26 protein-coding genes and 2 pseudogenes are annotated in these 26,992 nt (G+C 68.6%); 15 read left to right on the top strand and 13 right to left on the bottom strand.

The genetic code is table 11. The features are described from left to right. Nucleotides 1–431, bottom strand: a pseudogene (locus C1J00_RS12415) (hypothetical protein); the annotation flags it as partial. Nucleotides 432–683: 252 nt separating this feature from the next. On the opposite strand from C1J00_RS12415, the gene C1J00_RS12410 reads away from it, so the two are divergent. Continuing rightward, complete coding sequence (locus tag C1J00_RS12410) at nt 684–1,082, top strand: hypothetical protein (RefSeq protein WP_102909103.1); 399 nt, start codon at nt 684–686, stop codon at nt 1,080–1,082. 1,003 nt (nt 1,083–2,085) lie between these two features. Here the strand turns inward: C1J00_RS12410 and C1J00_RS12405 are convergent. Then, nucleotides 2,086–2,238: pseudogene (locus tag C1J00_RS12405) on the bottom strand (translation initiation factor IF-2 N-terminal domain-containing protein); the annotation flags it as partial. Nucleotides 2,239–2,605: 367 nt separating this feature from the next. Between C1J00_RS12405 and C1J00_RS12400 the strand changes: the two are divergent. Both C1J00_RS12400 and C1J00_RS12395 read left to right on the top strand, forming a co-directional pair. Further along, complete coding sequence (locus C1J00_RS12400; RefSeq protein ID WP_102909102.1) at nt 2,606–3,172, top strand: hypothetical protein; 567 nt, start codon at nt 2,606–2,608, stop codon at nt 3,170–3,172. 374 nt (nt 3,173–3,546) lie between these two features. Continuing rightward, nucleotides 3,547–4,476: a LysM peptidoglycan-binding domain-containing protein gene (locus C1J00_RS12395; protein WP_180989522.1), complete on the top strand. Its 930-nt coding sequence runs from the start codon at nt 3,547–3,549 to the stop codon at nt 4,474–4,476. 360 nt (nt 4,477–4,836) lie between these two features. Here C1J00_RS12395 and C1J00_RS12390 read toward each other — a convergent pair whose 3' ends face one another. From C1J00_RS12390 to C1J00_RS12380, 3 genes are read right to left on the bottom strand one after another with little or no spacing between them, the layout of a single operon-like run. Beyond that, entirely contained in the window at nt 4,837–6,660 is a 1,824-nt protein-coding gene (locus tag C1J00_RS12390) for a hypothetical protein (protein WP_102909100.1), read from the bottom strand. After that, on the bottom strand, nt 6,653–7,114 hold the full coding sequence (locus C1J00_RS12385) for an ABC-three component system middle component 2 (protein WP_102909099.1): 462 nt from the start codon (nt 7,112–7,114) through the stop codon (nt 6,653–6,655). The genes C1J00_RS12390 and C1J00_RS12385 overlap by 8 nt, the downstream gene beginning before the upstream one ends. Continuing rightward, complete coding sequence (locus C1J00_RS12380) at nt 7,111–8,208, bottom strand: ABC-three component system protein (protein WP_245936317.1); 1,098 nt, start codon at nt 8,206–8,208, stop codon at nt 7,111–7,113. Before C1J00_RS12380 ends, C1J00_RS12385 begins: the two co-directional genes overlap by 4 nt. A 267-nt stretch (nt 8,209–8,475) precedes the next feature. On the opposite strand from C1J00_RS12380, the gene C1J00_RS12375 reads away from it, so the two are divergent. Next, nucleotides 8,476–9,186, top strand: coding sequence for a hypothetical protein (locus tag C1J00_RS12375; protein ID WP_102909097.1), 711 nt, complete (start codon nt 8,476–8,478; stop codon nt 9,184–9,186). A gap of 249 nt (nt 9,187–9,435) precedes the next feature. On the opposite strand, the gene C1J00_RS12370 is transcribed toward C1J00_RS12375, so the two are convergent. The 3 genes from C1J00_RS12370 to C1J00_RS12360 are packed head-to-tail and all read right to left on the bottom strand — an operon-like array spanning nt 9,436 to nt 13,099. After that, nucleotides 9,436–11,154, bottom strand: coding sequence for a hypothetical protein (locus C1J00_RS12370; protein ID WP_102909096.1), 1,719 nt, complete (start codon nt 11,152–11,154; stop codon nt 9,436–9,438). A 29-nt stretch (nt 11,155–11,183) separates the two neighbouring features. Beyond that, entirely contained in the window at nt 11,184–12,317 is a 1,134-nt protein-coding gene (locus C1J00_RS12365) for a site-specific integrase (protein ID WP_102909095.1), read from the bottom strand. Continuing rightward, entirely contained in the window at nt 12,314–13,099 is a 786-nt protein-coding gene (locus C1J00_RS12360) for a helix-turn-helix domain-containing protein (RefSeq protein ID WP_219728343.1), read from the bottom strand. The genes C1J00_RS12365 and C1J00_RS12360 overlap by 4 nt, the downstream gene beginning before the upstream one ends. A gap of 156 nt (nt 13,100–13,255) precedes the next feature. On the opposite strand from C1J00_RS12360, the gene C1J00_RS12355 reads away from it, so the two are divergent. After that, a complete protein-coding gene (locus C1J00_RS12355) occupies nt 13,256–13,483 on the top strand; it encodes a hypothetical protein (protein WP_102909093.1) in 228 nt (75 codons plus the stop codon). Between the two features lie 155 nt (nt 13,484–13,638). Here C1J00_RS12355 and C1J00_RS12350 read toward each other — a convergent pair whose 3' ends face one another. After that, nucleotides 13,639–14,568 carry a hypothetical protein gene (locus C1J00_RS12350; protein ID WP_146046179.1) on the bottom strand — a complete coding sequence of 310 codons (930 nt, stop codon included), beginning with the start codon at nt 14,566–14,568 and terminating at the stop codon, nt 13,639–13,641. A 346-nt stretch (nt 14,569–14,914) separates the two neighbouring features. Here C1J00_RS12350 and C1J00_RS12345 point away from each other — a divergent pair, with 346 nt between their 5' ends. The 5 genes from C1J00_RS12345 to C1J00_RS12325 all read left to right on the top strand — a co-directional run bounded on the left by C1J00_RS12345 (nt 14,915) and on the right by C1J00_RS12325 (nt 18,282). Beyond that, entirely contained in the window at nt 14,915–15,541 is a 627-nt protein-coding gene (locus C1J00_RS12345; protein WP_102909091.1) for a hypothetical protein, read from the top strand. Between the two features lie 108 nt (nt 15,542–15,649). Next, on the top strand, nt 15,650–15,985 hold the full coding sequence (locus C1J00_RS12340) for a hypothetical protein (RefSeq protein WP_102909090.1): 336 nt from the start codon (nt 15,650–15,652) through the stop codon (nt 15,983–15,985). Between the two features lie 235 nt (nt 15,986–16,220). Next, complete coding sequence (locus tag C1J00_RS12335) at nt 16,221–16,628, top strand: NUDIX hydrolase (protein ID WP_219728342.1); 408 nt, start codon at nt 16,221–16,223, stop codon at nt 16,626–16,628. A 29-nt stretch (nt 16,629–16,657) separates the two neighbouring features. After that, entirely contained in the window at nt 16,658–16,981 is a 324-nt protein-coding gene (locus C1J00_RS12330; RefSeq protein ID WP_102909089.1) for a hypothetical protein, read from the top strand. After that, nucleotides 16,981–18,282: a glycosyltransferase family 4 protein gene (locus C1J00_RS12325; protein WP_102909088.1), complete on the top strand. Its 1,302-nt coding sequence runs from the start codon at nt 16,981–16,983 to the stop codon at nt 18,280–18,282. The genes C1J00_RS12330 and C1J00_RS12325 overlap by 1 nt, the downstream gene beginning before the upstream one ends. A 219-nt stretch (nt 18,283–18,501) precedes the next feature. Here C1J00_RS12325 and C1J00_RS12320 read toward each other — a convergent pair whose 3' ends face one another. Continuing rightward, nucleotides 18,502–19,173, bottom strand: a complete 672-nt coding sequence (locus C1J00_RS12320; RefSeq protein ID WP_102909087.1) for a LysM peptidoglycan-binding domain-containing protein — start codon at nt 19,171–19,173, stop codon at nt 18,502–18,504. Between the two features lie 88 nt (nt 19,174–19,261). Here C1J00_RS12320 and C1J00_RS45230 point away from each other — a divergent pair, with 88 nt between their 5' ends. From C1J00_RS45230 to C1J00_RS46680, 4 genes are all read left to right on the top strand, one after another. Continuing rightward, entirely contained in the window at nt 19,262–19,402 is a 141-nt protein-coding gene (locus C1J00_RS45230; RefSeq protein WP_180989521.1) for a hypothetical protein, read from the top strand. Between the two features lie 557 nt (nt 19,403–19,959). Next, on the top strand, nt 19,960–21,084 hold the full coding sequence (locus C1J00_RS12315; protein ID WP_102909086.1) for a tyrosine-type recombinase/integrase: 1,125 nt from the start codon (nt 19,960–19,962) through the stop codon (nt 21,082–21,084). Continuing rightward, nucleotides 21,081–21,416, top strand: coding sequence for a helix-turn-helix domain-containing protein (locus tag C1J00_RS12310; RefSeq protein ID WP_102909085.1), 336 nt, complete (start codon nt 21,081–21,083; stop codon nt 21,414–21,416). The genes C1J00_RS12315 and C1J00_RS12310 overlap by 4 nt, the downstream gene beginning before the upstream one ends. Beyond that, the gene (locus C1J00_RS46680; protein WP_180989520.1) at nt 21,413–22,954 is read left to right on the top strand and encodes a site-specific integrase; all 1,542 of its coding nucleotides are present in this window, start codon (nt 21,413–21,415) and stop codon (nt 22,952–22,954) included. Before C1J00_RS12310 ends, C1J00_RS46680 begins: the two co-directional genes overlap by 4 nt. Nucleotides 22,955–22,982: 28 nt before the next feature. Here the strand turns inward: C1J00_RS46680 and C1J00_RS12300 are convergent, their stop codons facing one another. Then, complete coding sequence (locus C1J00_RS12300; RefSeq protein WP_102909084.1) at nt 22,983–23,882, bottom strand: aminoglycoside phosphotransferase family protein; 900 nt, start codon at nt 23,880–23,882, stop codon at nt 22,983–22,985. 286 nt (nt 23,883–24,168) lie between these two features. Here C1J00_RS12300 and C1J00_RS12295 point away from each other — a divergent pair, with 286 nt between their 5' ends. After that, nucleotides 24,169–24,966 carry an endonuclease domain-containing protein gene (locus tag C1J00_RS12295; protein WP_245936316.1) on the top strand — a complete coding sequence of 266 codons (798 nt, stop codon included), beginning with the start codon at nt 24,169–24,171 and terminating at the stop codon, nt 24,964–24,966. 75 nt (nt 24,967–25,041) lie between these two features. On the opposite strand, the gene C1J00_RS12290 is transcribed toward C1J00_RS12295, so the two are convergent. Both C1J00_RS12290 and C1J00_RS12280 read right to left on the bottom strand, forming a co-directional pair. Then, nucleotides 25,042–25,881 (bottom strand): hypothetical protein, encoded by an 840-nt coding sequence (locus C1J00_RS12290; RefSeq protein ID WP_180989519.1) that lies wholly within the window; start codon nt 25,879–25,881, stop codon nt 25,042–25,044. A 542-nt stretch (nt 25,882–26,423) separates the two neighbouring features. Next, a partial coding sequence (locus tag C1J00_RS12280) for a hypothetical protein (RefSeq protein ID WP_102909081.1) occupies nt 26,424–26,992 on the bottom strand: 569 nt, incomplete at its 5' end.

Genomic DNA, 26,992 nt, shown 5'->3' with positions numbered 1-26,992 from the left:
GTCTGGAAGCGGGTGAGGGTCTCGCGCTCCGCCGGCGGGGTGGGCCCGGCGAGCGCTCGCCGGGGCGGCAGGTTCCAGCGGGCCGCGCCGAGGTCGTCCTCGCAATGGGCGTAGAAGCTGCGGACGGCGGAGACGGCGCGGCCGCGGGAGGCGGGGGCGAGCGGGGTGCCGTCGAAGGCGGTGAGCTTCGAGGCCCAGTCCTGGATGTGCAGGGGATCGAAGTGCCAGACGAGATCGCCGATGTAGGTGAACCAGTCCTGCTTCCAGCCGGGCGGGGCGTCGATCCCGGCGAGGTAGAGGCCGTAGCGGTACTTGGTGTCCTCATCCCAGACGCGCCCGATGACCTCCTGGCCGTCGGGCCGGGTGTACGCCCCGGAGAGCCAGCCGGTGAGGACGGCGTGCGGGTCCGGGGCGCGGGTCGGGGAGTTCATCCCGCCACTTTATGAAGGCCCCGGACTCCCAGCTCAGACAACAGAGGACAAGTAACCGACGAGTGGGCCCGGCGCTTGGTTCTGTTCACGAGTTCCGACGGCAGATGTGCACGACTTCGGGAGGCGTCCCGCCGGGGCCGTGGTCGATGTTCACGAGAACGGGAGGCATCTCGTCTTTGCTCCCCCGGCCGGATAGAGGTAGGTGTCGGCCGGGCCACGCGCCGACTTCAGCGCGCCCCATAGGGTGGTCTGATGTTCGATCGTTTGGAGATCCGGGTGTTGCCGCCGGGCCCCCGGTTCGCTGCCCAGTTGCGGTTCTGGGTCAACGGGGAGGACGTGATCGAAGGGGCGGTCCACGAGGGCGGCCGTGGGCCGTTCGCGGCTGATGTGCTGCCTGCTGGCCGGCCCAGCCTCCTGCGGGCGACCTGCGAGGTGCGCCGTCTGGAGCTGGGGGAACCGGAGTGCACCGGCGGTTGCTGCGGTTTCCTGTCCGTCGTTGTGCAACGGTTCGGGGACATCGTGCAGTGGTCGGACTGGGAGGTTCCGCACGCCCCCGCCTCCCCGCCGCCGGAGTTGCACTTTGACGCCAGCCAGTACGACGCCGAAGTGGCTCGCGCTGAGGCAGACCGGCGGTGGCAGGTCCACACGTAGTCCAGCATGGCGCGCCCCTGCCCAGCTGCGGGCTCTTACCGTCGCCGAACCCTTGGTCAAGGGGGAACGCCCCAGCCAGCCCGGTGCTGTCGAAACTCGTGGACATTCCGACGAGGCCGCGGCGGCCAACCGCCTCCCGGACCGACGTCGAAGTGCTGTCCGTTCTCGTGAACAGAGCCAGGCGCTGGACTGTTCTTCGCGGAAGTCAGGACATCGGCGCCGACGGTCAGTCCCCGCCCGGCGCCCTGTTCCAAGCCTGCTGCGCCCGGTAAATCTCGCCGGGTGTCTCGGGCATGAGACTGCCTATGAGTCCACGGAGGTGAATAGGCGCGCCAGGAGACGGTGGCAGCTGGGGCGGTGGCGACGGTGGCATCTGGCGGTCGCGATGCTCTGGACGTCGATTCGACAGAAGCAACTCGGCAACTTCGCTCTGCAGTGTCGCCACCTGCTTACGGAGTTGGGCGTCTGCATCCTTCAGGTCCTTTAGGCGTGCCCCGAACCTCTCGCGGCTATCGGTTATCCCGTCGCGAACGCTCTCGTAGCAGTTCCGAAGGTTCTCGACCTCGCTGTCTAGGTCGCCGAGCTCTGTTTTCAAGGCGTGGGCGTCTTCGAGCCGCTCGACTTCGTGGTGGAGATCGGTGATCTCCTCGCGGAGCTCGGCTACTTGCTTGCGAAGTCCTGTGACCTCGACGCCCAAGGAAGTCGTTGCGGTGCGCGTCGCTAGAGCCGCTTGGTCCTTGCGGAGCTGACTCATCTCCACGCGAAGCTGCCGGATCTCCTCTGAGGCGATAGCCGTCTCGGGGGTCTCCTCCTCGTGGCGCAGCACTACGGCGGGCCTGCTCATCGCCGTGTGGTGCCGGCGGTCTCGCTCGTAGACGGTAAGATCCTCGTCGAGGATCTCAAACTCCGTAGGAGGCTCGTCTGTATCGTCCAGGGCCGACATCGGCGGCTGCTCAGGGCCAGCCACATCAGAGTCCTTCCCCGCGCGAGCCAGCTCACTGAGTTGGAGTGCGTCAGTCAGCCTGCGGACAACCGGCGCCTCAAGCGTCGAAGACGCCGACCGGACGAATTCTCCGAGTTCCTTGAGCATGGCCATGACGACCTGGCTCTCCACACCGAACTGCTTGGCAAGTTCGTACACCCGGACCTTAGCCACCTCGGTCACCTCCCTAGGGCGACAGCAGCTATCTCCAGCATGAGCCTTGACGGGCATGGTGTGGCGATCGCCCTAGTCCGCGGTGGCGCGGCGGCCTTGATCAGCTCCGGTTCGTACACGGCCAGCAGAGCGGCCTCAGCCCGGTCGGACGACTTCATGTAGCGGGCCTACTCGCCGGTTAATTGTCCCCTGGTGTCGGAGGTAGGAGCCCAGGGCCATGAAGCCGGTGCCGTGGTGGCGCAGGCCCCGGTCCCACGACTCTCGAGCCCCTTCCGGCTCCGGGAGTGACGGCCCCGGCTGGAGGGCCCGGTGATGCTGCTCGGCCGGGCTCCACACCCTCATACTGAGGGGATAGAAGGTGATCAGAATGCGAACCCGGAACCTTATCGTCACGGCGGCCAGTGCGGCGGTTCTGGCCGTGGGAGGGGTTACCGCGTGCGGCGGCACCCCTGCTCAGGACAAGGCGGACCTCCCCGTGACTACGACAACGGACCTCCCCGTGACTACGGCAGAGGAACAGCGCACTCGGCAGTCTCCCCCGACGCTCCGCGTCGGTGAGACCGTTACGGCCTATTACCAGCCCACGTATGACGAGCCAGATCAGCCGATCAAGGTCACCTTGAAAGAGCTGGTCGAGGTAGCCAACGAAACACCCGGAAAAACGAGCTACGCGATGACATTCCGCGTAGAGAACACGGGTACGGCCACGTTCCTCCCCTCACTTCTGAATGGAGGCACGTGGGAGAGCGAGGACGGCCGGTTGGTTGACTCCGTGAGTGTGGTAGGCCTCGAATACGAGGACTTCGTCGGAGAGATCCCGCCCGGCAAGTACGCCATCGGCACGCCGGTTGTGGAAGTCCCGGAAGGCAAGGGAACGCTCCACTTTAAGGACACGGGCACATCGCCCATGTTCGACGTCCCCCTGGGCAGCTGAGCGCCCAGTTCTGCCCGCGATCTGAACTTTAAGGAACAGACCCGCCACCGCCACCGCCACCAAGAGCCAAGAAGTGGCTGAGCGCCGTACGGACAGTGCGGAACGGCGCCGCGCTCCGCCCCCTCACCGCATTTGGCTGGGGAGCCAGTCTGTTCCTTAAAGTTCAATGCCTACCGGCCAGTCGTGCGGACCGCCGTGTCGACGCGGGCGAACCCCTGGCAGCCGTTCTCCCATCTGGGCTAGCGCCGAAAGACGTCCCCCTGTAGGCCACGTAGCGTCATCGAGTGACTACTTCTTGTCACTCTCTAGGAGGGTCGACTATGCAACCTCGAATACGCGCCGGCCGCCGACTGGCCCTGGCGACTGTCAGCGCCTTGGCCGCAGGCTCGATGGTTCTCTCGTCGGGCTACTCAGCCATCGCCCAGACGCCCACACCGACGCCTTCCGACACGCACACCACCGAGCCGCCTTCGCCTCAGCCACCCTCGGTCGAGCCCCCGCCGGCTCCCGAGGACACTCACACCACCGAGCCGGTCGAGCCGGTCGAGCCGGTCGCTCCCGAGGACAACCCCACCACCGAGCCAGCTCCCCAGGACACCGCGCCAGCCCAAGCCTGTACTCACACGGTCGTGAGCGGGGACACGCTCTGGGATATCGCCGCCAGAAACCTGGGTGATCCCGAGCGGTGGACCGAGGTCTACGAGTCCAACCAGGCAGTCATCGAGGCCGCAGCGCGAGAGCACCCCGCCCCACCGGTGCTCGGGACGAGCGACCACGGCCACTGGATCTTCCCGGGCACCACGCTGACGATCCCGGGTGCCAGCTGTGCACCAACCACCACCACACCGACCACGCCCACCACCGAGACCACGCCGACCAGTGGCGGGGTATCGGATGAACAAGCATGCAAGGCCGTGGGAGGAATTCCGGCCGAGACCCAGAGCGGCGAATTTTACTGCGGCAGGTTCAACACGCTCGCCGCACCGGCTCCCCCGCTCACTCAGGCGGAACTGAATGAGATCCTCCTGGCGGAAAACACGGTGGGATGTGTGAAGGACATCGCCGGGCTCCTCTCTGGCCTGACCGCCCTGGACCGTGTCGCTGACACGGTCCTCTTCGTAGACGGGGTGGCTACCACGGCTGAGGACGCAATGAGAGCTGGCGGCGTACGCCAGATCGTTGCCCAGTTCAAGAACCCAGCGTCAGGCGAGGACCAGACGCTCGTCTGGGACATCATCACGCTGGCACCGGGTGGGGGTTGCTTCAAACTCGGCTATGACCGCGTCGTAGGGACCCAGGGATAGCGCTGGCCGGGATAGCACGAAGGGGCCCGGCGCCGTCGAAACGGCGCCAGGCCCCTTCGCACTGCTTCGCCCCGGGCAGTCCAGCCCTTGATCTCCTCGACGACCAGGTGCACTCCAGGTTCCTCCACCACCAGGCGGTGACTCACGGGCGGGAGCGTCATGACCATGCCGTGATCACGGCCGTTTGCGGCTGGAGTTCAGCAGCCCCTCGAACGCCCCGTCGTGGCCGGGTTCATGCCGGCCGTCAACCAGCCTCCTGTACCGTCTCGGCGCTACTGCGACACCACGCCAAGGCGGTCACCGCAGCAGCCGCTTCACGCCCTCGATAAGGAGGTGTCAGGCACAGGAGCCGGTTCGGTGCTAGTGCACGGATGAGGGGAAGAAGCCCGCTCTGCCGCTTGCCGTCCCGGTGAAGTGATAGGTGACGGCTTCGGAGAGCACCTTGGTGGGCGGGTCGCCGTTTTCGACAATGATGGCCTGGCCGGGGAAGGACAGCATGTCCTTGTAGAACCGGTCCACGACGGTGGAGGTCAGTTCCACATCGTCGGGTTCCGGGTCGCGGTAGGTGACCACGGGTGAGTCCAGGACGACGAATCCGAGATGGTGCAGGTCCCGGTCCATGCAGAAGCGGGCCAGCGCCGTGGTGAACGCCGAGTGCAGAACCGCGCGCATCCCTTTGCCGCACTCCAGCCGCTTGCGGCCGCCCGCGCGGATCTCGGCGTAGTACTGGTCGTATTCGGCGTGGTCGGCGGCCGGTACCTGCCAGGCGTTGAGGGTCTCTTGGAGAATGGAGTCGAAGTCGCCCACGGTGGCGGTCGGGATGTGCTGGGTCGGGCGCGGAGTGGCAACGGCCCCCTCACCGACCAGGCGGGATTTCTTGTCGTCGAGCTCCGCGATGCGGGCCTGCAGCTCCAGTTCCCGCTCGACGACGGACCGCTCCTCGGCCAGCTCTTCGAGGTCGGAGCGCAGCGCGGCGATGCCGCCTTCCAGGTCGGCGATGATCTGGTCCCAGACGCCGATGTCGGACTGCGCCTCCACCCGGCGGTTGATCAGAGCTGTCTGTTCGCGGTCAAGGTCGGCGATGGTGGGCAGCAGGTCGGCGAGCAGTGCGGTCGTCTTGGCGGCCTCTGCCTCGACGGCAGCGTGGAGCTGGGTGGTTTCATCCACCCGGTGGCTGGGCTGCTGGTGTTCGCGTTCGGCGCCGCAGAATGGGCAGGTGCCGACCTTGAAGTATCCGAGGATGCTGCCCGCTTCGTTGACCATGGCCAGCCGTTCCAGGTCCGAGCGGTACTGGGCCTCCAGCAACTTGAAGCGGCCCAGCAGGTCACTTACCTCGGTCAGCCGCTCATCAAGGGCGGCCAGTTCCCGGGCGGTTTCCATGCGGGAGTCGACCGCTTCGCGGTGGGATTCGTTGACCTGGCGCAGCGGTGCGGATTGCTCGTCCAGCGCGGTGCGGATCCGGATGAGCCGGTCGCGGAGGTGGCGCTCGTTCTCCTGCGTGACGAGTTTGGACGACAGGTCGAGGACGAGCTGGTCCAACAACTGTATCTGGCCCTTGTGGACGCGGCGTTGCCCGGCGTTGAGGCCGGTGTCCAGGGCCGGATCGCCTTCCCCGGTGAGCAGGAACCGCATGACGGACAGCTCCGCGGTCCGCGTGGTGGCGGTCCCGGTACGCAGCACCGGCGGCACGTCACCGACCATGCGGTTCTCGGTGACCAGCGAGAGGTGCAGCAAATCGCTCAGCGCAAGGGGGCGGGTGCCGCCGGCCTCGTTCTTACGGATCAGGACCTCGTCCAGGCCGAGCGCGCGCAGCAGATGGATGGAGAGGCTGTTGCGGCTGCGGGCGTTGTGGACCGCGGTGACCGACGCGTCCGGCGTGTCCATCACGAAATCGCGCAGATCCGCGTGGTAGAGGAAAATACTGTTGCTGTCAGGAGCGCGCAGCAGCGTCAGCGGGCTGCCGTCCGGCATGAGCAGACCCAGAAGGATCTGTGTGTAGCCGACGCCTTCGGGGACCATCGCCAGGTCGGCGCCTCCCAGCATGTATTCGATCGACTTCACGACGAACGACTTGCCGGTGTTGGAGGTCCCGTAGATGACGGTCAGCTCCGGGCCGAAGATGATCTGCGCGGGGGGGAGGTTGGCTCCGCAGTAGGTGAGATGGGTCAGCTGTAGTTCACTCACGGCGGCCCTCTAATGGCGTAGCTGCGGACAGGGAGCCGCTGAGGAGTTCCGCGGTGGCCTGGCGTACGTCGGTGGCGGGGGCCCAGTGGTGCACGGCCCACTCGGCGCGCTCGCGCAGCCGCTCCACGTAGGGGGCCTCGAGGATGTCGACGAAAGCGGGCCCGCGTTCGGTGGCCCGGTAGACCAGTCCTGTCTCGTCGGCTTCCACGTCGGCGAGCCCGGCACGGATGAGGACCAGCAGCGCTTCTTCGAGCACGGTGCGCTTCATACCAAGTTCACCAGAGTGCCCGGGCAAGGAAGGGTGCAGGGAGGGCGGGCCGTCAAGGTCGCCGCTGTGAAGGACGGCGTGGTCAAGGACGGCCAGCTGTGCCAGGTCGAGCGGCTGGGGGTGGCTCTCGGCCAGCAGCACCAGTGCCCGCACCCCGATCTCCAGCGGGCTGTTGAGCGGGTTCACGCGGCTCCCCCTTCCTCACACCATTTCAGTCGGCCGTCGTTCGCCAGGTGATGGCATACCCCCTTGCGGTCCAGGGGTCTCACATACCGAGTGAGGACTGTCTCCGTCAGCGCCACAACACCGGCCGCCTCCAGGACCGCCTGCAGCCGGTCCCAGCCAAGTTCAAAGCGCTTGTCGGCCACCTCTACCGCATGGGCGTGGACGTCGTCCATGACCGCGTTGAAGTGTCCGTCGGGATAGGCGTCTCGGGCGAAGCGTTTCAACGACTCGGCGCTGTAGAACGCCTCGCGCTGCCGGCGCATGTGAGCGCCAGCCGTGGGGTGCTGCGCGATCAGTTCCAGGGTGTCGGCGTCGGCCTTCCACCGCTCGGCATAGACCCGTATGAGCTGCTGAACGTACTGGGCCTCCTCGGGATTGTGATCGTCTGGAGGCAGCATGACGGCGGGGCGTTCGCGCTGTTCGTCGGGGAACCGGGTGGCCCAATGCGGGGTGGTTTTGTGCTGTTCGAGCATCAGGTCCATGTCGACTGGCACGAACATCGAAAAGTCCGTCTGCTTGGCCAGCTGGGTCACTTCCTGCTGCTGATCGGCCGTCAGCCGAGTGACGACCTCATCACTCGTCTCGGCCAGCTCCTCAAGGAACTTCGTACGGGTCTGAGCCGGTTTCGCCAGCGCCGTGCGCAGGTTGCGGGCGAACGCCGGGGCGACGAAGACGTACTGGGTGGGTAAGACGAAATGCCCCAGCACCACCCCGACGAACATCTTGCGGATCTCACCTGCAGCTGTACTCCAGTTCAAGGCACTCTTGTAGCGCTTGCACTGGTAGTTGTCCCACGGCCCTTCCAGACCCTGAGCACTGCGGTACGCGGCCACATCGATGCCGTGGTCTCCGCTGCCGCCTTGCCGCTCCACCCGCACATACTCCGATTGAAGGGCTGGAACCCACTCCTTGACGAACTCCTCGAACTCGTCCGGGTCGTAGCCGAAGACGAGCTTCTTGGGGCTAGGCATGTACGGAAACTGCATCGCCGGGCCCTGGAGCACCAGCGGTGGTTCGGCGGGATCGCCTTGTGGCGCACGCGTCTGATCCGACACGTTCCCCCCTCGTGCAGCCCGGTCGGTGGCCGTTGCAACGGCTGTGACTAGGGATATCACTGATCGATCGCTCACAAAAGAGCTACCTGCGAGACACCGACGGTGACGATGCAGCCTCCGCCGGGCCGACCTTCTTGCGTCCCATCAGGTCCGGCAGCGACTTCGACGCCTTCAGGAACGGCCGCACCGTGCCGAACCGGGTGAACGCTGGGGCCCGCCATGCCTCGTCCGGTCGCACCGGACGGCGCAGCGGCCTAACGTACAGAGATGACGTCCGAGCTGTGGGCACTGTGGGCGACGGCTATCGGAACCTTCGCCGCGGCGCTCAGCGCCGTCGGGATCGCTCTGTGGCAGCACCGGGCCCAAAACGCCGTCGAACGCGGCAGGCGCCACGAAAGGGCGTCGCTCATTCTCATCGAAGAGGCCAACCACCAGTCCGTCACCATCGCCAACCTGGACGCCACTCCGGTGTGGAACCTGCGCATCACCAAGGCAGAGTGCATGCTGTGGGACGCGAAGGAGGGCGGCGCCGTGGGACAGGCCTCGGCCAGAGCGCAGCCCGCGCAGTACGAGGTCGTGGCACCCCAGGAGCGCAAGACCTTCACCCTGCCGGCGTGGAGGGACGACTACGACGGGCCCGCCCTGCCCCCGCCGCACACCCGCGAGGGACAACCATCCTGGGACGGCCCGGACGTCAACTTCATCTACACCGACGCCTTTCGCACCAGCTGGAAGCGCGAAGGCCATGAACCTCCCCTCAACATCGGCGGCACACCGCTCCCCGGAACGATCACCGCACCCCACCGCCTGTGGCGCTACGTGAAGCGCGTCTCCAGGGCGAGGTGCATGGACATCGCCAGCGGAGTCCGGGGAAACGGCTTCAGGCGCCGAACCCAGAACCGCAAGAGACGAGAGCGTGTCCACCGGCGCCTGGCCGCACGACGGGCCGCGCGAGAGGACCAAAAAGGGAGCCTGTGAGCATTACAGGTCCGACTCTGCGGGCGGGAGCTCAGTCTCGCTGCGGTTGTGCAGCCAGTTCAGCAGCCGGAAGCCGCGCTCGCTCTGTTCGGCGTTTCCCGGCCGCCGACGCCCCGTCAGCCGCCTACCAGGGCCGACGTCGGCTTAGCGCACGATGCGACAGGGATGTTCCTCAACCCCCTACCCCAGACGACGGAGGCCGCCATTCCCGGATCGGGTGGCGGCCTCCGTGTCGACGGGCGGGTGTCGTCAGTCGACGGCGGCCGGGGCCAACGGGGCGGGAAGCCTGACGTCGGGATGGAACTCGGCGTACACCTCGCGGTGTTCGGCGAGGTGGTCCCGCCCGGCCTGGGTGACGTGCAGCAGAGGCCAGTTGTCCCCGTAGTGGCCGGAGGCGTCGAACCGGGCCAGGTTCATGTACTCGGCGAAGCCCCGGCCGACGAGGACTCCGGGGGCCTTCGTGCTGCTGGTGGCCTGCTTGACCTCGTACGAGAACAAGCCGCGCGGAATCGCCGCGAGCTCCTCCTCGGTCGCCTGGCCGTACCGTTCGACCTCGGTCCGGGCGTGGTGGGCCCGCCGAGGGTTCTCGGTGGCCATCAGAGCAACGAGCAGCCGCAGGGCGGGCGCCTCCAGCAGCCCGGCCGGGCGGCGCCGGCGCGGCCGTTCCTCCTCCGGCGGGGCATTGAGCAGCCGGTAGAGGTAGCCGTCCCGCAAGGCGCGGTGCAGGTGCACGGCCAGTGCCCACGGCTGTTCGAGGGCGGTGCCGCGCGCCGGGCTGGGCACGGCCTCGGTGTGGAGCCCGGCGGCGGCCTTCGCCTTGCCCTTGCGGTTGATGGTCGCCCGGCGCGGCCGCTTGCGCTGGCACTCCGCGTACAGCCGCTCGCCCTCCACGTCGACCGCGACCATCCCGGTCGGGGTGTACGCCGGCAGTTCCGCCACGGCGGCCGCCGTTTGCGCGCGGATCGCTGCAACCGGGTCGACGCCCTCGACAACCGCGGTCACCGCGGCGAGGGTGGCGGCCGTGTACTGCGGCAGACGCTCCGCCAGCACGATCCGCATCTTCGCCCGGTAGCCGTCGAAGGTGTCCGCCAGGACCTTCGCGTGGGCGCGCTTGAGGTCGGAGACTTCCCGGTACATCGCCAGGGCCAGCTGGCCCTCCTGCCGGTGGAACTCCTCCTTGAACCCGACGTCGGCCTTGGCGCGTTCCTCCTGCGCCCTCTTCTCGGCCCTCTCGGATGCGTGGGCGAGCGACCAGCATTCGCCCCGCAGCCCGTCGAGCAGCCGGTCCGCCTCCTCCGGCCAGCCGACCCCGCCCGAGGGGTCGGGCAGGTTCAGCTTCGGGTACGCCGCGGCGTAGGCGGCGTGATGCTCGGCAAGGTGGGCAACGCCCTCCTCGGTGATCTCGAACCCTTGGTAGGTGCCGCGCGAGCGGGCCAGCCCGCGCGGGATGAGGTCCTTGTCGATGGTGGGCGAGCGAGCCCAGTCCAGGTAGCCCAAGCGGCTACTGGACGCGTCGTAGAGCTGTCCGAGGACCTCGGCGGCCCGCTCCTTGAGCGGCACCTTCGTCCGGGAGGCGGGGGGTTTGGTAACCCACCGCATCAGGGCCCGGCCCTGCTTGGTCATGGCCACCTGGTGCATCCGCCCGAACGGAGTGACCCGGTCGTCCAGGGTGATCAGGCCGTGCGTCACCAGGACCTTGATGGTGGAACCGGTGCCTTGGTCGTGGTGCCCGGCGCCACGCCAACGGATCTGGAGCTCGGTGCGGCCCACCAAGTCGGGCACGGCCGGTTCGTGGTACGCGTCGATCGTGCGCCACTCGGCGGCGGGACGACGGTCGTAGTTCCCCGCCGCGCCCGCCGCACGCTGCGCGGCCTCCCGTCCCTGGTCCTCCTCGAAGATGGTCTTCAGGTAGAACTGCTGACGCGGATTCAGCGCCTTCCAGAGCTCGGCGTAGTCGGTGGTGGCCACAGCCCTCTCCCTCGTGTTGGGCACCGCGGTCACAGGCCGATGCCCTCGGTCGGGGCGTCCTCGAACGCCTCACCCTCGTCCACGTACTCCCAGAACACCGGGCTGTTGGCCGACCAGCCGCCCTGGCGGCGCAGCTTCTCGACGCGCTTGCCCTTCTTGCGCCCGGTGGTGACCAGACCGCGCCGGGCGGAGTGCCCGGTGATCCGGCGCCCGGTCAGCCCCGCGTACTTCGCGCAGCGTGCGAGCGCCCGGCCGACGCCGTCCGGCGACAGGCGCGCGGTGCCCTGGTTGCCCCACTGGTCGACGGGCAGGAACGCAGGCCCCCCGGGGACGGCGCCGGCGGCCAACTTGGCCGCCTTGTACGCGCGCCAGCAGCGCACTGGGCAGGTGTCGATGTCCTCGCCGTAGGTGACGGGCGCGTCCCGGGACGGGCGGCCCTTCACCGAGGGGACGTGCACCATCAGGCCTTCGTCCACGTCCTCGATGTCCGGGTCGTCGAGCTCGGACATCTCCTCGTTGCGGCCCGCGATCGCGAACTTCAGGGAGTTGAGCGCCTTGTCCCGCAGCCGGGTCAGCTCCGAGACCACGATGGTGTGCCGCCGCCGGGCTCCGGGCTGGGGTGCGCGCTCGCGCGGCGCGTTGGCCATCTGCCGCAGGTCTTTCGGGGTGACGGCGGCGGCCTTGCCGCGGCCGCGCTGTTGGCGCCGCTTGTCCAGTCGGAGCGGCTTCAGTGCGCGCCGAGCCGCCTCGGTGGCTTCCTTGGGCACTGTGTAGCCGTGCCTGCGGGCCTCCGAGGTGACGCCGGTGATGCGGCGCTCGATCGTGTTCGGCGGCGCCTCCACCACTTGGTCCAGGTAGGTCACGAACGACACGAAGGTGCCGACCGTGATGGAGCTGGGCGGCAAGGGGGTGCCGGTCCGCGCGGCGAGCCAGACGTGGAACTCCTCCCAGACCGCCCAGTCACGGGCGTAGCCGTCCCTGGTCTTCTTCGGCCGGATGCGGTTCAGGTGCTCCTTGGCGTCCGTGTCCAGGGCCTTGAGGACGACAGCCACCGGGTCGAGTGCGGCGACCGCGCCGGCGCCGGGGGCATCGTCCACCAGCTCGGCGTCGACAACCTCCACCAGCTCCAGTCCGGCCCGGCGGGCTTCCTCGACCACGGTCACCGCACCACGTTCCCCTCAACGTCACCAGGCGCGGGCTGATCCCGCTCACGGCGCTGCTCCGCGTCGAGTAGTTCCTCGCGCATCGTGGCGTACCCACTGCGGGCCGCCTCCTCAGCTACGGCCGCTGACGTCTCCGCCCCGGTAGCCGACGCTGCAAGCGCCCTGGCCAGTACGGCTCTTGCATGCGTGACGTCCCGAGTGGCCTGCTCCAGGCTGCGCAGCGCCCTGTCCAGCATCGCCGCGGCGTCGGCGACGCCCACCTCCTCCACGCTGCTGTCCTCGAAGTCCACATCGACCTTGGACACGCGGAACGCCGAGGGCCGCACCTCGGGCAGCACCTCAGTGTCCCCCGCCTGCACTAGAAATCGGGGCCGCGCGTCCTCGGTCGTCCCGTGCCCGGGGAAGTAGAGCAGGTCGAAGTCTTCTGGCCTGCTGACGGGATGCCGCGCATGGTTTACCAGCGTCGTCCAGAGTTGCTTCTGCCTCGGGCTCATCCGGTTCTTCTTTACTTCGGCGATGAATACCGACCCGTCAGGGTTGCGGCCCACGATGTCGGGCTCGGTGCGGGCTGCCTCGCAGGCGTTCACCACCATCAGCACGGTGTCGAGGTTGGGTACGCGCTGTCCGCTCAGCGCGTGGAACAGCGTGGACTTGCCGATACCGGCGGCCTTGGCGAGCGCACTCATCGGAACCGTCGGGGGGAGGCTCTCGCCGATCAGCTCGCGCAACCCCTGCGCAAGGTGCTTCACCTCCGGCGGAACGTCGTCCGGAATCGGCTTCATCGGCCGACCTCCGCTGTGGCTCACGGAGTCGTTGGGCATCTCTCTCCTTCCTGACCTGCGCACGTTGGTGAAGTCTCTCACTTGTCTCTAGGATAAGAGACAACCGAGGAGGCGTGCGAGACAAGGCCGCTTCCCGCTTCACGTACGGGAGTTCACGTGGTCTACTTCGCCGCCGCCGACCAAGGCTCCGCCGGTCTTGCGTGGTGCCTGGTCGCCGCCCTGGCGGCCCTGGTGGTCTTCTTCATCGGCTTCTACGGGTCGCAGAAGCCCAAGCCGGTTGGGCTGAGCCTCGGTTTCTACCCGGCGCTGTTCCTCGGCGCGGGCGGCGGCGCCGTCACCTTCTTCGGGCTCGTGGAGTTCTTCTCCCTCGTACACCTCGTGTAGCCGAACACCCCCTGCCTGCGCAGTCAGCTTCGCCTCCCAGCCGCCGTGCCCGCCCCGCCCGGGCTCAGCGGTGAGTTCCTCCGAGGTTTGGCTCACGGCGTGGGTTCCTTCCTGGCCCGGGCGGGCCATCTGGTTCCGGGTGGTCGGCGTCGGTGTCAGTCGCCGGTGAGGGTGCGCGTCGGTACGGCGGTGACCAGCCGGACCCAGCGCGCCGCCAGGTCCGCCGCTGCCCCGTCCCGAGTCGTGCAGCGTCGGCCCCTGCTGCCGCCGAGACGGCCGGTCCAGCCGTTGCGCCCGGAGCGGGAGGCGCCGCCGTAGGTCGGCTCCACATACCCGAGGACCGTGTCGCCGCTGCGCAGGATCCACTGGTGGTTGTCGCGGTGCTCGGGATGGCGGACCAGCTCGGCGGCGTCAACGACGGCGCGTGCCTTCTTCTTTGCGAGCTTCTGCGGGCGCAGCTCGATGCCCCGGGGGGCGGGCGCGGCCGCCGCGGGATCATCACGTGACGTTCTGGCGATGCGCGCCACCGGTGAAGCGTCCGGGGCCCCCTGCGCGGCATGGTTCCGGGCAGTCTCCGTTCCGGTGGCGGCGCTTCGCTTCCGGCGGGCGGCCATGTCGACCACGGCCTCGGTCGGGGCATCACGGCCGGCGGGCGTGCCCTGCCCGGGTTTCGCAGCGGGCATGGCCGGACGCGCACGAGCTGGGCCCGTATCGTCACGTGACGTTTCCGTGCCGGGTCGAACGGTTGCGGCCGGCATGGGCACGGCGCGGCGGGCGCGGGCCGCGAGGACGACCGGGATGCGGGCGAGTAGATCCAGGTCGGCATCGTCGGGGCCCTGCCCGGCGGTCAGGGCCCCGGCCAGTCGCCGGGCGGCGAGTGCGAGCCGGTCGGCCAGCTCCAGCGAGGGGACGTCGGCGTACCGGGCCAGCAGACCCGGCTCGTCGGCGGCGGCAGCACGGTGCACGCTGTGCTGCCGCTGGCGGGCGCGGTAGGCCTTGCCCTGACAGGCGCGTGAGCAGTAGCGACGGGGGCGTGGACCGCGCGGGGCGGGCAGGTCCACGCCGCACACCGGGCACGACGCCATGGCAGTCCCCTCTCTTATCGTCACGTGACGTTTCAGCAGAGTAACGCACGGCGGCGCCTATCGTCACGTGACGGTAAGGGCCGTCATCCGGCTCTCAGGACTCGCGCGGGCCGCTCCCTCGGCCGCTTTCACGGGTCCGGAACGACGGATCGTCATGTCCGGTTTATCGCCTCGGATATGGCACGTTATCCGAGCCGAGACGCAGCGTGCCGCCGGGTCGCGCAAATCCATGTAGAACAGCGCGCGACATACCCGAGTTCTATGGGGCTAGACGAACCGGCCCCCAGGTGGCAGACTGCCGCCATATAGAAGAAGCAGAACAAGGTAAGAATGGCTCGGAGGGCTCGTGAAGATCACCATCGAAGGAGCGAGTGAGGACTTCGAGCGCAAGCTGCTCGGACTGCTCGCCGAGCACCGCGACGAGCTGATCGTGAGCGCGGGCACCGAATGGACCGGTGAGAGGGCCGTCCGCTACCTCACGACGCTGCCTGCGGCCGCCCGTACCTTCGCCCTGGAGGTCATCGACTCCGGCGGCCACGCGGAGGCCGACTACCTGCGCAACCTCCTCGGATCGCTGCGCGGGGCGACCATCGCACTGTCGCGCGCTATGCCCCGCGGGGTGAAGGCGGGCTGGTGGCCGGAGGGCACCCCCGCCCCCATCCAGCCCGTCTATGACCCCGACAACCCCTCATGGCAGCGGGCCATCGCCTACGTCCTGGCAGAGGAACATCTCCCCGCCTTCCGTGAGGCGGCGAACTCACTGCGCACGGTGCCGTGGTCGGTCGAGAACCGCGAACTCCACGAGGCCCGCAAGCGAGCGGAGCAAGTCGAACGCGAGGCACGGGGGAACTGGGGAGACGAGGATGCGCCATCTGCCCTGGCCCGACCCCAGGGGTGGGGGTCCGACGACGACGCACCGCGGGCGCTGGCCCCGGACGACGACGGCGAGGGCTCGGACGGTGAGGACAGATGACGCCGGTCGTCTTAGGGGGTTGCGCGGCTAACCCTCCGCTCCCGGAAAGTCGGCGCGGCCCGTCACCCCGGCGGACCATGACCGCCACCTCGCAGGAGTGATGCCGCCATGCCCGCCCTCGTCTCCCTCGCCCTCGACAAGGGCCTGGATCTTCTCGGCACGGCCCTGGGCCAGTGGCTGCCCGTCGTGCTTCTGGTCGCTGCCGCCGCCGGCACCTGGCTGTTCCGACGGAGCCGGGGCACTCAGCCCGAGCCGCCTCGCATCCGCCACTTCACCCTCCTGCGCACCGAGGCTGCCGACGGCACGCCCGTACGGTACGAGACCACCCGGCCCACGGGAACCAAGATCACGCCTTGGGTTGACGGCCGTCAGCGCCTGTACGAACTGACTGACGTACAGCTGGAGGACGGAACCTATGCAGCCGAGCCCCTCGACCATTTCTGACCAGCAAGCAGCAACTGCGGTTCGGGCACACGCCCTTCACCTCATGATCGCCAACAGTACGCTTGTGTTGTCTATCCCCCATACGGGTTCAACAGGACAGGACACCATGGACAAGGACGCCAGGTTAGGCGCGGACAGCGCGCCACCCGCAGACCGCCGCTCCACGGCTATGGCAGTGGGCGCACCGGTGAGACTGACGCCCATGGGCGCTTCGTACGTGCCTGCCTGGGAAAAGGTGACCAGTGTTTCGGTCATCGCCTTCACCGCCGAGGGGACGATGGTGGTCGCCGACCTCGATCGCGGCCTGGACCTGCCGGGTGGACACACGCAGCAGCATGAGCGGTGCGGCGAGGAGACAGCCCGGAGAGAGGCGTGGGAGGAGACTCGCGTTCTCGTGGACGGCCTGGTCCCCATCGAGGTCATCGAGTCCGACTACTTCGGCGCCGACGACTTGACCTACATGATTGTCTACGGCGGGCTGTGCCGTCATCTGGCGCCCTGGACGCCCGGGGACGACGAGTCCCGGGGACGCCTGCTGATGGCGCCGGAGGCCTTCTTGTCCCGCTACACCGCCGGGGACCCGGAGCTCATGACCCACCTGGTGACTACCGCGAAGGCCCGCATCGCGCCCTGCACTGCCTGACACCCGTACCGAAGCGAAGGATTGCTCCCATGACCGAACTGGACCCCCGCCAGCACCTGCTGAGCAGCCGCCGACACCTGCGGGACGCCTCCGGAACCGCCGTATCCCGGCCTGTCAGCTTCGCGGAGGAGGCGGCCGAGCAGCGCGAGAACCTGTCCGGCGGGCTCGATGACGCGCGCGCCACCATCACCGGCACCGAAGCACTGGCGAGCGCGGCCCTGCTGAAGGAGTTCGCCGCCCGGTTGCGGCACGACCTCACACACGGGGCGATCGCCCCGGACGCCGAGGAACTCGCGCAGGTCGCCACCGACCTCGCCGAACGTATGGCCAAAGCCGGGGGACTCACCGACTGATGCGCATGCTCACCCTCTCCACGGCATGGGCGGGCCACAGCGGCGGCGTCACCGTCAACCGCGAACTGTCGATCGCTCTTGCCGAGATGGGCCACGACGTCACTGCACGCGTCAGCGTGCCCAGCCCCCCGCACCCCCGTGTCCGGGTGCAGGGCCTCGAACCCGTCCTGGGCGTCCCCGACGAACGCGGGCAACTGCTGCGGGCAGACGGTCTGCCGCGCAACGTCGACGTCATCGTCGGGCATGGACGCTTCACCGGTGGAGCCGCCTCCTACCTGCGCGACCAGTTCTACCCGCAGGCCAAGGTCGTGCACATCGTGCACGCCCTCACCGACGAGCTGGACCGGCTCCGGGACGACCCGATGCAGGCGACCGAGCACGCCAACACCGAAAGACTCCTCATCGGGAAGGCCGACGTCGCCATGGGCCTCGGCCCGCTGCTCACCGACGACGCCGCGCGCCTGGCACGCATGGCCCCGACTCCCACGCTGGTCGCCGAGATGCCACCAGGTGTGGTCCTGGGCGACCCGCCCGCACTGGCACCCTTCCAGACCCGTCTCAACCTTCTCCTGTTCGGACGGGCCGACGACCCGCTGAAGGGGGCGAGCCTGGCGGCCCAGGCTGCCGGCCGACTCCATGCCGAGGGCATCGACCTCCAGATGACCGTGCTGGGAGCACAGCCCGCCCAGATACGCGCCCAGGAACGAGCCCTGTCGGACCTCGCCCAGTTCCCCGTCAAGGTCAAGCCGTTCACCCCGGACCGTGCCCTGATCGAGGCGGAGATACGCGGAGCCGACCTGGTGCTCATGCCATCGAGACATGAAGGGTTCGGCCTGGTCGCCACCGAAGCTGCCGGATTCGGCGTAGCCGTCGCGGTGGCCAGCAACACCGGCGCCGGCATGTTCTTCAGCGATGCCCGCCGTGTACCTGAGCACCTGGGCCGGACATGCGTCGTCCAAGCGCCCCCGCATGCCGACGACCAGCAACTGGTGTCGCTGTGGGCCCAGCACATCAAGGATCGACTCAGCCCTGACGCATTGACGCAGACCCGCGCCCGGGCTCGGGAACTGCGGGACTTCCTCGGCCAGAACTACACCTGGAAGCATTCAGCCCAGGCCATGGACGCAAGCATTGCCCAGCTGGCGGCCGGGCCGGCCAGAACCATCAGCGCTGCGGCTGCCAGATCTCGGTCTGCCAGCACCACGGCCAGTCAACGCCAACAGCCGACTGGCGCCGAACAGCCTGCTCACCTTCGCCGTACGACCAGCCCCCCGCAGCCCACACGTCGCCCGACCCGATGACCAGGCCCCGCCCGTCGGCTGCGCGGCCCGCTCCCGGTCGACGACGACCCGGGCGGCCGGTGGGCGGAACCGGCCCGCCGCTCCCGGCGGCGAACAGCCGTCCCACCTGCGCCGCTCCGGCCCCGACCAGGGCCGCGGCCGCAGTCCGCGGGCGTAGGTGCCTGTACCGGCCTCTACTGGTGGGCTCGCGTATTCGGCTCAGGCCGGTCCCAACCAGCGCTATCCCATGACGCCGAACGCTACGGCGCGGTTATAGAAGAGCTCGACGCAAGCCGTACCCGGTACGAGGTTCCAGATGACCGTCGCTACGTGGCCTGACGATAGGTCCGTGACCTCGGTGACCATCTGGACTACGTCGCCGGGCTTTACGTCCTTGAGCTCGGTAACGACCCCGTCCACGAAGAGGATCGTGTCGACGACACGCTGCCCCTTCGTGCTAAGCACGCCAGGCACCCCAGCGACAATCCCAGCGACGTCCTTCAGACATCCCACTGTGTCCGCCGCGAACTTCAGCTGATCCAGTTCCCCTGGACTGAACGGATGTTCCGGCACAGATATCGTGCCGAAGGTGCCGCAGAAGGGGCCACCGTCCTCCGCCGAGACCCAAGGTCGTCCCACGGCCTCGCATGCCTGTCGATCCGATACTCCGCCACCGGTGGTCGGGGTGGTCTGGGTGGTCGGGGTGGTCGGTGCACAGTTGGCACCCGGGATCGTCAACCTGGTTCCCGGGAAGATCCAGTGACCATGGTCACTCGCCCCGAGCACTGGCGACTCGGGGTGCTCGCGCGCAGACGCCTCGATCGCCGCCTGGTTGGTGTCGTAGACCTCGGTCCACCGCTCGGGATCACCCAGGTACCTGGCAGCGATGTCCCAGAGCGTGTCCCCGCTCACGACCGTGTGGGTGGTACAGGTCTCCTCGTGAGGCCCGGTCGCTTCGCCGAGTACCGACGGCTGCTCCTGCGTTGGGGAGGTGCTGGGCGTGGACGGCGCCGAGGTGGCCGGCGACGGGGACGTCGGGGTCGCTGGGGGTGACGAAGGTGGCTCGGTGGTGTGCGTGTCGGACGGCGTGGGCGTCGGCGCCGGGGTGGTGTGCGTGTCGGACGGCGTGGGCGTCGGCTGAGCCAGGGCTGTGTAGCTCGACGAGAGGACGATGGAGCCTGCTGCCAGGGTGCTGACAGTCGCCAGGGCTATGCGGCGGCCCGCGTGTATTCGGGGTGCCTGTCTCGACTTCCGTGGCATGGATGACCCTCCTGAAGAGTCGCTTAACGTCATCAACCGATTACGCTAAGCGACTTACTTGGGGGCGTCCTTCCGTGGTAGCCCGGATGGGGCAACCACCCCGAACAGGCCGATCGGGCGCCCTCCCCCGAAGGTGAACCGCTGCGATGGACGGCCATGATCAGGACTTGGCGCTAATGACTTTTCCGTTGTTCCAAGCGCCGCCAATTGCATCCGATGCGAACTCGCCACGGTTCGCGAATCGTCGTGGGCAATGGCGCCCACCAGCGTGCTGACCATGGAAGTTGGCCCGGTCTGCTGTGGCGACGGTAGCGACAGACATGAGGGCGACACCACCTGGTGTCACTCGTCCGGCTGACTGACCTGCGGTTTGCCCGTCGACTCGCATCAGATGCGGTTTTCTCGCATACGACGCGAGTGACGGAGGGTGGTGGACCGGTGGGGTTCAACGGGTCGATCCCAGGTGCGGCACGACTGCACCTGGTTGACGGAGTCGCGCTGCTGCGGCCTGAGGAACAGGTCTTCACTGCGATGCTGACCGGGTTCGCCAACCAGCAGCTCGCGCGGAATCTGGCCCGGACGACGGTGGAGGGCAGGGAGAACACGGTCAAGGCGTTCGCCACGTACGTGAACACCTACCCGTGGCACTGGACGCCGGCGATGGTCGATGAGTGGCTCGGTGACCTGCGCTCGCTGCGGGACCTGCGCCGTTCCACGATCCGGTCTTACTCGGAGGCCGTCCGGGCGTTCTGCCACTTCGTTACCGACCCGCTCTACGACTGGGCGGCCACGTGCGAGGAACGGTTCGGCACCCACCCGGTCCAAGTCGTTCACGAGTGGAACACCGCGGTGCACGTCCAGGACAACGAGGCCGACGCGAAGAAGCGGGCTTTCACCAAGGCCGAGCTGCACGCGTTCTTCGAGCACTGCGACGACGAGGTCGCCCGAATCAGGGCCTTCGGCCGCAAGGGCTGGCTGCCGGCATTCCGTGACGCCACCCTGTTCAAGACCGCCTACGCCTACGGGCTGCGGCGCAACGAGACGCGGATGCTCGACGCCGCCGACTTCGGCCGCAACCCGCACGGCGCCGAGTACGGCGAGTTCGGCCGCTGCCAGGTCCGGTTCGGCAAGGCCAAGAAGGGCTCACCGCCCAAGCGCCGCGGCGTGCTGACCGTGTTCGGCTGGACCCCCGATGTCCTGGACGAGTGGTTCACCGAGGTCCGCCCGCTACTCGGCACCGACAGCAACCCCGCGGCCTGGCCTTCCGAGCGCGGGCTGCGGATCGGCTGCCAGCGCATCAACTCCCGCTTCATTGCATACCGCAAGGCCCTGGGACTGGACGACGGGCTGGACTACCACTCCTTCCGAAGGTCCTACGTCACCCACCTCATCGAGGACGGCTGGGATCCCCGCTTCGTCCAGGAACAGGTCGGCCACGAGCACGCCAGCACCACGTCCATCTACACCTGCGTCTCCTCGGACTTCCGCACCCGCACCCTGCGCCGGCACCTGGACGCCACCGTCGCCGCCGCCCTCCAGGCCCAGAACGGGAGGCAGGCATGAAGCGCAAGGTCGGCTACACCTGGCGGTTGCGTGAGGTGATGGCCCAGCACCGCATCTTCACCGCGACCGAGCTGGTGCCGCTGCTGCGCGAGCGCGGCATCGACCTGTCCGCCTCCCAGGTCCACCGCATGGTCTCCGGGACACCGGAACGGCTGTCGCTGCAGGTCCTGTCCGCGCTCTGCGACATCCTGTCATGCACCCCGGCCGACCTGGTGGCCACCACCGCCGAGAACGCCGGTGTCCGCAAGACCGCCACAGGTGACCTGCCCACCCCGCCCGCGAACGTCGCGAAGCTGCGGCCCCGCGCGGCCCGCATTCTGCCCGACGCATGAGCCGCACCTACGCCACCGACGAGCAGTACGAACGTTGGTACATGGCCGAGTGCTGCCGCTGCGACCAACGCAGACATAAGGCCGGCACCTGGCCGGACGGATACGTCTGCCGGACCTGCTCGGACCGCGCGGTGCGAACGCGAGGCACCTGCCCCGGATGCGCCCAGGACCGTGCCCTCCCCGGGCGTCACCCCGCCGACGGCTCCGCGATCTGCACGACCTGCGCGGGCTTCTCCCAGACCTTCGACTGCTCGCGCTGCGGCTTCGAGGGCAAACTCCTCGGCGGCCGGCTCTGCGAACGCTGCACCCTCACCGACCGGCTGACCGCCCTCCTGGACGACGGCACCGGCCGCGTCCGCCCCGCGCTGACGCCCCTGCTCACCCTGCTAGTGGCGATGGACGAGCCCAGAAGCGGCCTAGCCTGGCTGGCGATGCGTCGTGGCCAGCCGGGAAACGCCTCGCAGCTACTGCAGCGGCTCGGTCTCGGCGAGATCCCTCTGACCCACGACGCCTTCCACGAACTGCAGCCCTGGAGGGCAGCGGCTCATCTGGAAGAACTCCTGATGGCCAGCGGAGTCCTGCCCGCCGTCGACAAGTACATCTGCTCCTTTCAGCGATGGCTGCCCGGCCATCTGGCCGACATCGCCGATCCCGAGCACGTCAAGACGATCAAACTCTTCGCGACCTGGCACGTCCTTCCGCACCTACGGGAACGGGCCGATCGGAGCCACATCACACCGAGCGTCCGCCGCTTCGCAGCCGAGCAGATCAAGCACGCGACCATCTTCCTGCGGTGGCTCAGCGCCCGGGACAGCACCCTCTCGTCCTGCGGCCAGCTCGACATCGACGCCTGGTTCGCCGAGAACACCGAACACGGCCGCACCTGCCTGAAACCCTTCCTCAACTGGGCCATGCAGAGCCGCCGTTGTCCATGCTCCCTGTCCATCCCCACCATGAAGGTCTCCCGACGACCCGCGCTGAGCGAGGACGAGCGCCTGGCCGCACTCGGCCGGTTGCTGACCGACGCAGACACCCCGATGCGCCTCCGAGTCGCCGGCGTCATCGTCCTCCTCTATGCACAACCCCTGACCCGGATCGTCCAGCTGACGGTCGATGATGTGCTCCACGACGGAGAGAGCACGCTTCTGCGGCTCGGGGAGCCTGCCTCACCCGTCCCCGCACCAGCGGCAGCCCTGCTACTGGCATACATCGCGGACCGCGACAACATGAACACCGCCACCAATCAGGCATCCCGCTGGCTCTTCCCCGGCCGCCGGGCCGGACGGCCGGCCCGTCCCGACCACATGTCCTCACTCCTGGGCGAGATCGGCATCCCGGTCGCAGCCGCCCGCGGCGCCGCCATCCGGCAACAACTCCTCGAACTTCCCGCCCCCGTCGTCGCGGACGCCCTCGGCTACCACGACAAAACCACCAGCCGCCTCCTCAGAGAAGGCGGCGGGAGCTGGAGCCGATACGCCGCGGGCGATCACACGCGGTCACCGGTGGGCTGGGTGCCTCGGGGAACCCGCGACAGTTGAAAACGCGAGCCACCAGTATCGCCCCCAGTCAAAGGCCCTTCAAAACACGATCAAGTGCCGACCGGCCTGCGGGCCCCCAGTGCGGCTTGCCGCCGGGTAGGCCGCGGTCCCCGTTCTGGCCCATCAGTATCAGGAACAGGCTCTTCATCGCGGCCAGCCCGTGCGCCCGTCGGATCGTTGCCTCATCCGCCTGTGCGTAACTGTTGAAGAACCGTGAGGCGCCCTCCGTGGGGAGCAACACCCAGGCGGCGGCGAGGTCCCACGCCGGGTCGCCGGCGAAGACGTCCCCGAAGTCGACGACGCCCGCCAGTGTGCCGTCCGCGACGACGACGTTTGCGGGATGCAGGTCACCATGCACCCACACCCGCGGGCCCTCCCACTCAGGAGCCGCAACCGCGTCGTCCCACACGGCCCGGATGTCGTCCTCGGCGAAGTGCCCGAGGTCCACAGCCCGCAGGAAGTGCTCGAAGCCGTCCGTGCACTCCTTGGGATGGCCGCCGCGGTCCGAGGCGTCCGGCGCGTCGGCGGGCGCCTCCACATGCAGCGCCTTGAGGAAGGCCGCCAGCATGTCGGCCGCGTGGTCCCCGCGGGTGATCGAGCCATGGTCCAGCGGGGTGCCGTCAACCCATGTCACGACGGTCCAGATCTTGGGGAAGCGCTCGGACGGTGCCCCGTTCCGTACCGGAGTTGGGATCGGAAGCGGCAGCCGCGAGGCCAGCACCGGCAGCCAGCGGCGCTCCTTGAGCTGCAGATCGGGGAGCTTGTCCATCCGCTGCATCCGGACGGCCAACTTGTCCCCGAGGCGCCACATCTGGTTGCCCCAGCCGCCCTCCACCTCACGGATGGGCAGTTCGGCCAGGTCCGGATGCTGTTCCCGCAGCAGGTCACGGACCAGGTCCTCGCTGATCTCAGTCTCGGATTCGATCACGCGAAGCCACAGTACTTGAGGCAGGTGGAGCCGGCCTTGCCCTTAGGAAGATCCAGTCCCCGATACCCCGCTGGCGATCACACCCCGTCACCGGCGGGCTGGGTTCCTCGGGGAACCCGCGACAGTTGAATACGCGAGCCCACCAGTACCCAGGCATGACTGGCAACACGACCTTGCGGCGGCCGCCACGGAGGCGGTACTGCTCGCCGAGGCGCTCGGGGGCCGTTGTGCTGCCGCAGCGTACCGGCCCCGGCCGACTGTCAGTGACGTACGCAAGGATCACCCCATGGTCAGCCTGTATGAGCTGCCCCCGTACCGGCGGGCACAGCTGCTGCGGCGCTGGGCGCATCAAGGGGTCGCGTTCGTTGAGGACCTGGTCCGCGATGCCGAGAAGCGGCCCTGTCGACTGCCTACTCCCCCGCCGGGGCCGCCTGGCCGGACCTTCGCGGTGCCCGGCGACGACGGCAGGTTCCACCTCGAACGGGCGGGCCGGATGCTGTGCGGGGAGGCGGCGGCCGCCGGCGCCTGGAGCCACCGCCAGCACTGCTCATGGATCGAGCGGGAGCACGGGCCGCAGGAGTGGACGGGCGGCCGCCAGGACGACCCCGAGGCGGCCTTGGCCTCCGTCGTCGCCGAGTGGCCGGTACGGACTACCGGCCCGGGCGTCGATCCGGGTACCGTCGACCGGTCGGAACGCTGCCTCGCGGGACGGTATGCGCTGCTGCACCTGTGGCCGCCGCGCCCGGCCCGTACGGCATCCATCCGGCGCCTGCGCGCCGCGCTGGTCGATGCGCTCGGCGCCGACTGCCACCTGTGCGGCCTGTACCCCGGGGCGATGGTCGATCACGACCACCAGTCGGGCCGAGTGAGAGGTCTTCTGTGCGCCCTGTGCAACCGGGTGTTGGAGGAGTGCCCTCACCTGACCGGCTGTCCCAGGGCCGACTACCTGCTCGCGCCCCCGGCTGCCGGGCTGAACCTCCTCTACCCGGCCAGCCAGCAGTGGCGGCCCAAGGAAGCCACCCGTCAGCGGGTGATCGAGCAGCTGGGCTTCGATCCCTTCGAGGGGCTGCATCCGGCCCCGTAGAGCGGAAAGCGGCGGGCCCCCACGCCCCCCTCGTGTGGGGATCGTCGGGGCCCGCCGCTGTCGGCCGCCGGATGCTCAGTCTTCGTCCGCCGGGCCGAAGACCCCGAGGCAGTCCGCGCACATGACCTTGCCGCGACGCAGCGTCCTCGGCGAGGCCCTGATGACGTTGGGCGGGTCGCACTGGCAGACGCCCTTGGCGTAGTTGCGGTCCTCCCGCTCCGGCTTCTGCGGGCCTTCCTCCTCCTCGACCTCGTCGCCGTCCTCGGTCTCGTAGCCCTCGGTGTCCAGATCGTCGTCGGCCTTCGAACCAGTCCGGGAGCGGCCGCCGCGGCCGCCGTAGAAGTTGGGCACGCGGGTGGCGTGGATCGCCGCGTCCAGGGCCTCGATCTGCTCCTTGTACGCGGCCTTGGCCTCGTCGCTCATCGTGGTGCCCGCGAAGCCGTACTTCTTCTTGAAGTAGTCGCTGACGTCGGGCTTCTGGATGAGGCCCAGCTCGGCGGCCGCCGCCTTGAACTTCTTGTTGTGGTACTGGCTGGCCGAGCAGTCATCGACTCCCCGGGCCTGGTTCAGGGCGTGGGCGCCCTCGTGGATCAGGGTCGCGAACACCTCCTCCGCGCCGCCCTGGAGCGATTCGGCGGTGACGAAGACCTCGTGGTGGACGCCGTCGCCCTGGCGCAGGCGCCAGCGTTTGGCGGAGAAGTGGGCGAGCTTCATCGTCGACTCGCGGCCGCCCGTGGCCATCGTGATGACGGCCTCGGGGACCTCCGGGTGCCGGGCGCGGATCGCTTCCCATCCGGCGATCAGTGCGGCGGTGATGGCGGCGGCGATCTCCGCGACGGGCGCGGCCGGCGGGGTGGCGACGTCTTCCGGAGAGGCAGCGGGGGCCGGGACGAGGGCGGCGGTGGCGGTGGTCATGGATCAACCATACCCAGAAACTCACCTCTTAAGAGGTGAGTTTCTGGGGTGAGTTGGCCGTGTCGTCCGTCACGCGTCCCCGGATGTAGGGGAGTTGGCGGCCGGAAACGGGGCCGAGGGCCGCCGGGTCAGGTCCGGCGGCCCTCGGGTCTAGCGGCAGGTCAGGAGGCGGCGGCGTGCGGCGTGGGGACCTCGGCGAGTGCGGCCCCCCGGGTTATCTGGGGTTCGGGGCGCCTTTGCCCAGTTCAGGGTGCTGATGCCGAGTGCAGGCATGTTAGGCAAGTACCACTTGGCATGTCCGAGGAAGGTGTTTCGATCGAAACACTTCCTGGACTCGCGTTCGGCGCTGGCCGGTATGCCCATGAAGTGGTTCGGTCGAACCGCTTCCTGCACTCATGTTCGGCGCGTCCCGGCGGTATCTAGGGGCCGACAGTTTCTGCGCAGTTCAAGAGCCTGATCGACGGTGCAGGCAAGTAGGGCACGTAGCCGGAATCGGTTCGGTCGAACCGTTTGCGAGGCTCGGTCAGACCGGGTCAGGGCAGTCAGCGTTTGACGCGGTTGCGGATGGCGAGGACGGCCAGACCCAGGAGGACGGGTTCGGTCAGGCGGGAGGTCATCTCGATGTAGGTGCCGGCGGTGGTCAGGTCCTGTCCGGAGGAGCGGAACACCACCGAGTTGAGGGTGACGTTCAGGGCTTTCTCGAAGCGCTCGCCGGTGAACCGGTTGCCGGTGGGGTTCTTCGGATCGTCCTTGTCGATCTCGAAGGTGACCTTGCCCCCGCCGGCCGGGACGGTGCCGGTCACAGTCTGCTTCGGGGTGTCCTTCGCGAGGCCGACGGCCATCAGCAGGACGATGGTGAGGAGCATGGCCGTCCCGAGCCAGGCCAGGGCCCGGGAGGCGCGCAGGCCGTAGCCGGACAGCGCCCAGTACGCGGTCAGCAGCCCCCGTTCACTGCGGGGGATGTCGTCGGCATGGCGGCGCATCTCCATCTCCCCGTAGTAGAAGTCCGCAGCCCCCGGCTCGTGCTTTCCGTCCTCGAAGGCCTTGCGCAGCGCCCGGTACACCGGAGCCAGTTGCAGCGGCCCCGCCCGCCCGGCGCCGAGGGCCCAGC

Origin of the sequence: Streptomyces cahuitamycinicus, assembly GCF_002891435.1 — a bacterium.
In the GTDB taxonomy this organism is placed as follows: Bacteria; Actinomycetota; Actinomycetes; order Streptomycetales; family Streptomycetaceae; genus Streptomyces; species Streptomyces cahuitamycinicus.
Note: the sequence above shows the minus strand (reverse complement) of the source record. Positions and strands in the feature narration are given on the sequence as shown.

Coding starts and splice junctions, on each gene's coding strand:
- C1J00_RS12410 (WP_102909103.1), top strand. CDS start 684: ATGTTCGATCGTTTGGAGATCCGGGTGTTGCCGCCGGGCCCCCGGTTC.
- C1J00_RS12400 (WP_102909102.1), top strand. CDS start 2,606: ATGCGAACCCGGAACCTTATCGTCACGGCGGCCAGTGCGGCGGTTCTG.
- C1J00_RS12375 (WP_102909097.1), top strand. CDS start 8,476: ATGACGTCCGAGCTGTGGGCACTGTGGGCGACGGCTATCGGAACCTTC.
- C1J00_RS12360 (WP_219728343.1), bottom strand. CDS start 13,099: ATGAAGCCGATTCCGGACGACGTTCCGCCGGAGGTGAAGCACCTTGCG.
- C1J00_RS12350 (WP_146046179.1), bottom strand. CDS start 14,568: ATGGCGTCGTGCCCGGTGTGCGGCGTGGACCTGCCCGCCCCGCGCGGT.
- C1J00_RS12340 (WP_102909090.1), top strand. CDS start 15,650: ATGCCCGCCCTCGTCTCCCTCGCCCTCGACAAGGGCCTGGATCTTCTC.
- C1J00_RS12330 (WP_102909089.1), top strand. CDS start 16,658: ATGACCGAACTGGACCCCCGCCAGCACCTGCTGAGCAGCCGCCGACAC.
- C1J00_RS12325 (WP_102909088.1), top strand. CDS start 16,981: ATGCGCATGCTCACCCTCTCCACGGCATGGGCGGGCCACAGCGGCGGC.
- C1J00_RS12310 (WP_102909085.1), top strand. CDS start 21,081: ATGAAGCGCAAGGTCGGCTACACCTGGCGGTTGCGTGAGGTGATGGCC.
- C1J00_RS46680 (WP_180989520.1), top strand. CDS start 21,413: ATGAGCCGCACCTACGCCACCGACGAGCAGTACGAACGTTGGTACATG.
- C1J00_RS12295 (WP_245936316.1), top strand. CDS start 24,169: ATGGTCAGCCTGTATGAGCTGCCCCCGTACCGGCGGGCACAGCTGCTG.
- C1J00_RS12290 (WP_180989519.1), bottom strand. CDS start 25,881: ATGACCACCGCCACCGCCGCCCTCGTCCCGGCCCCCGCTGCCTCTCCG.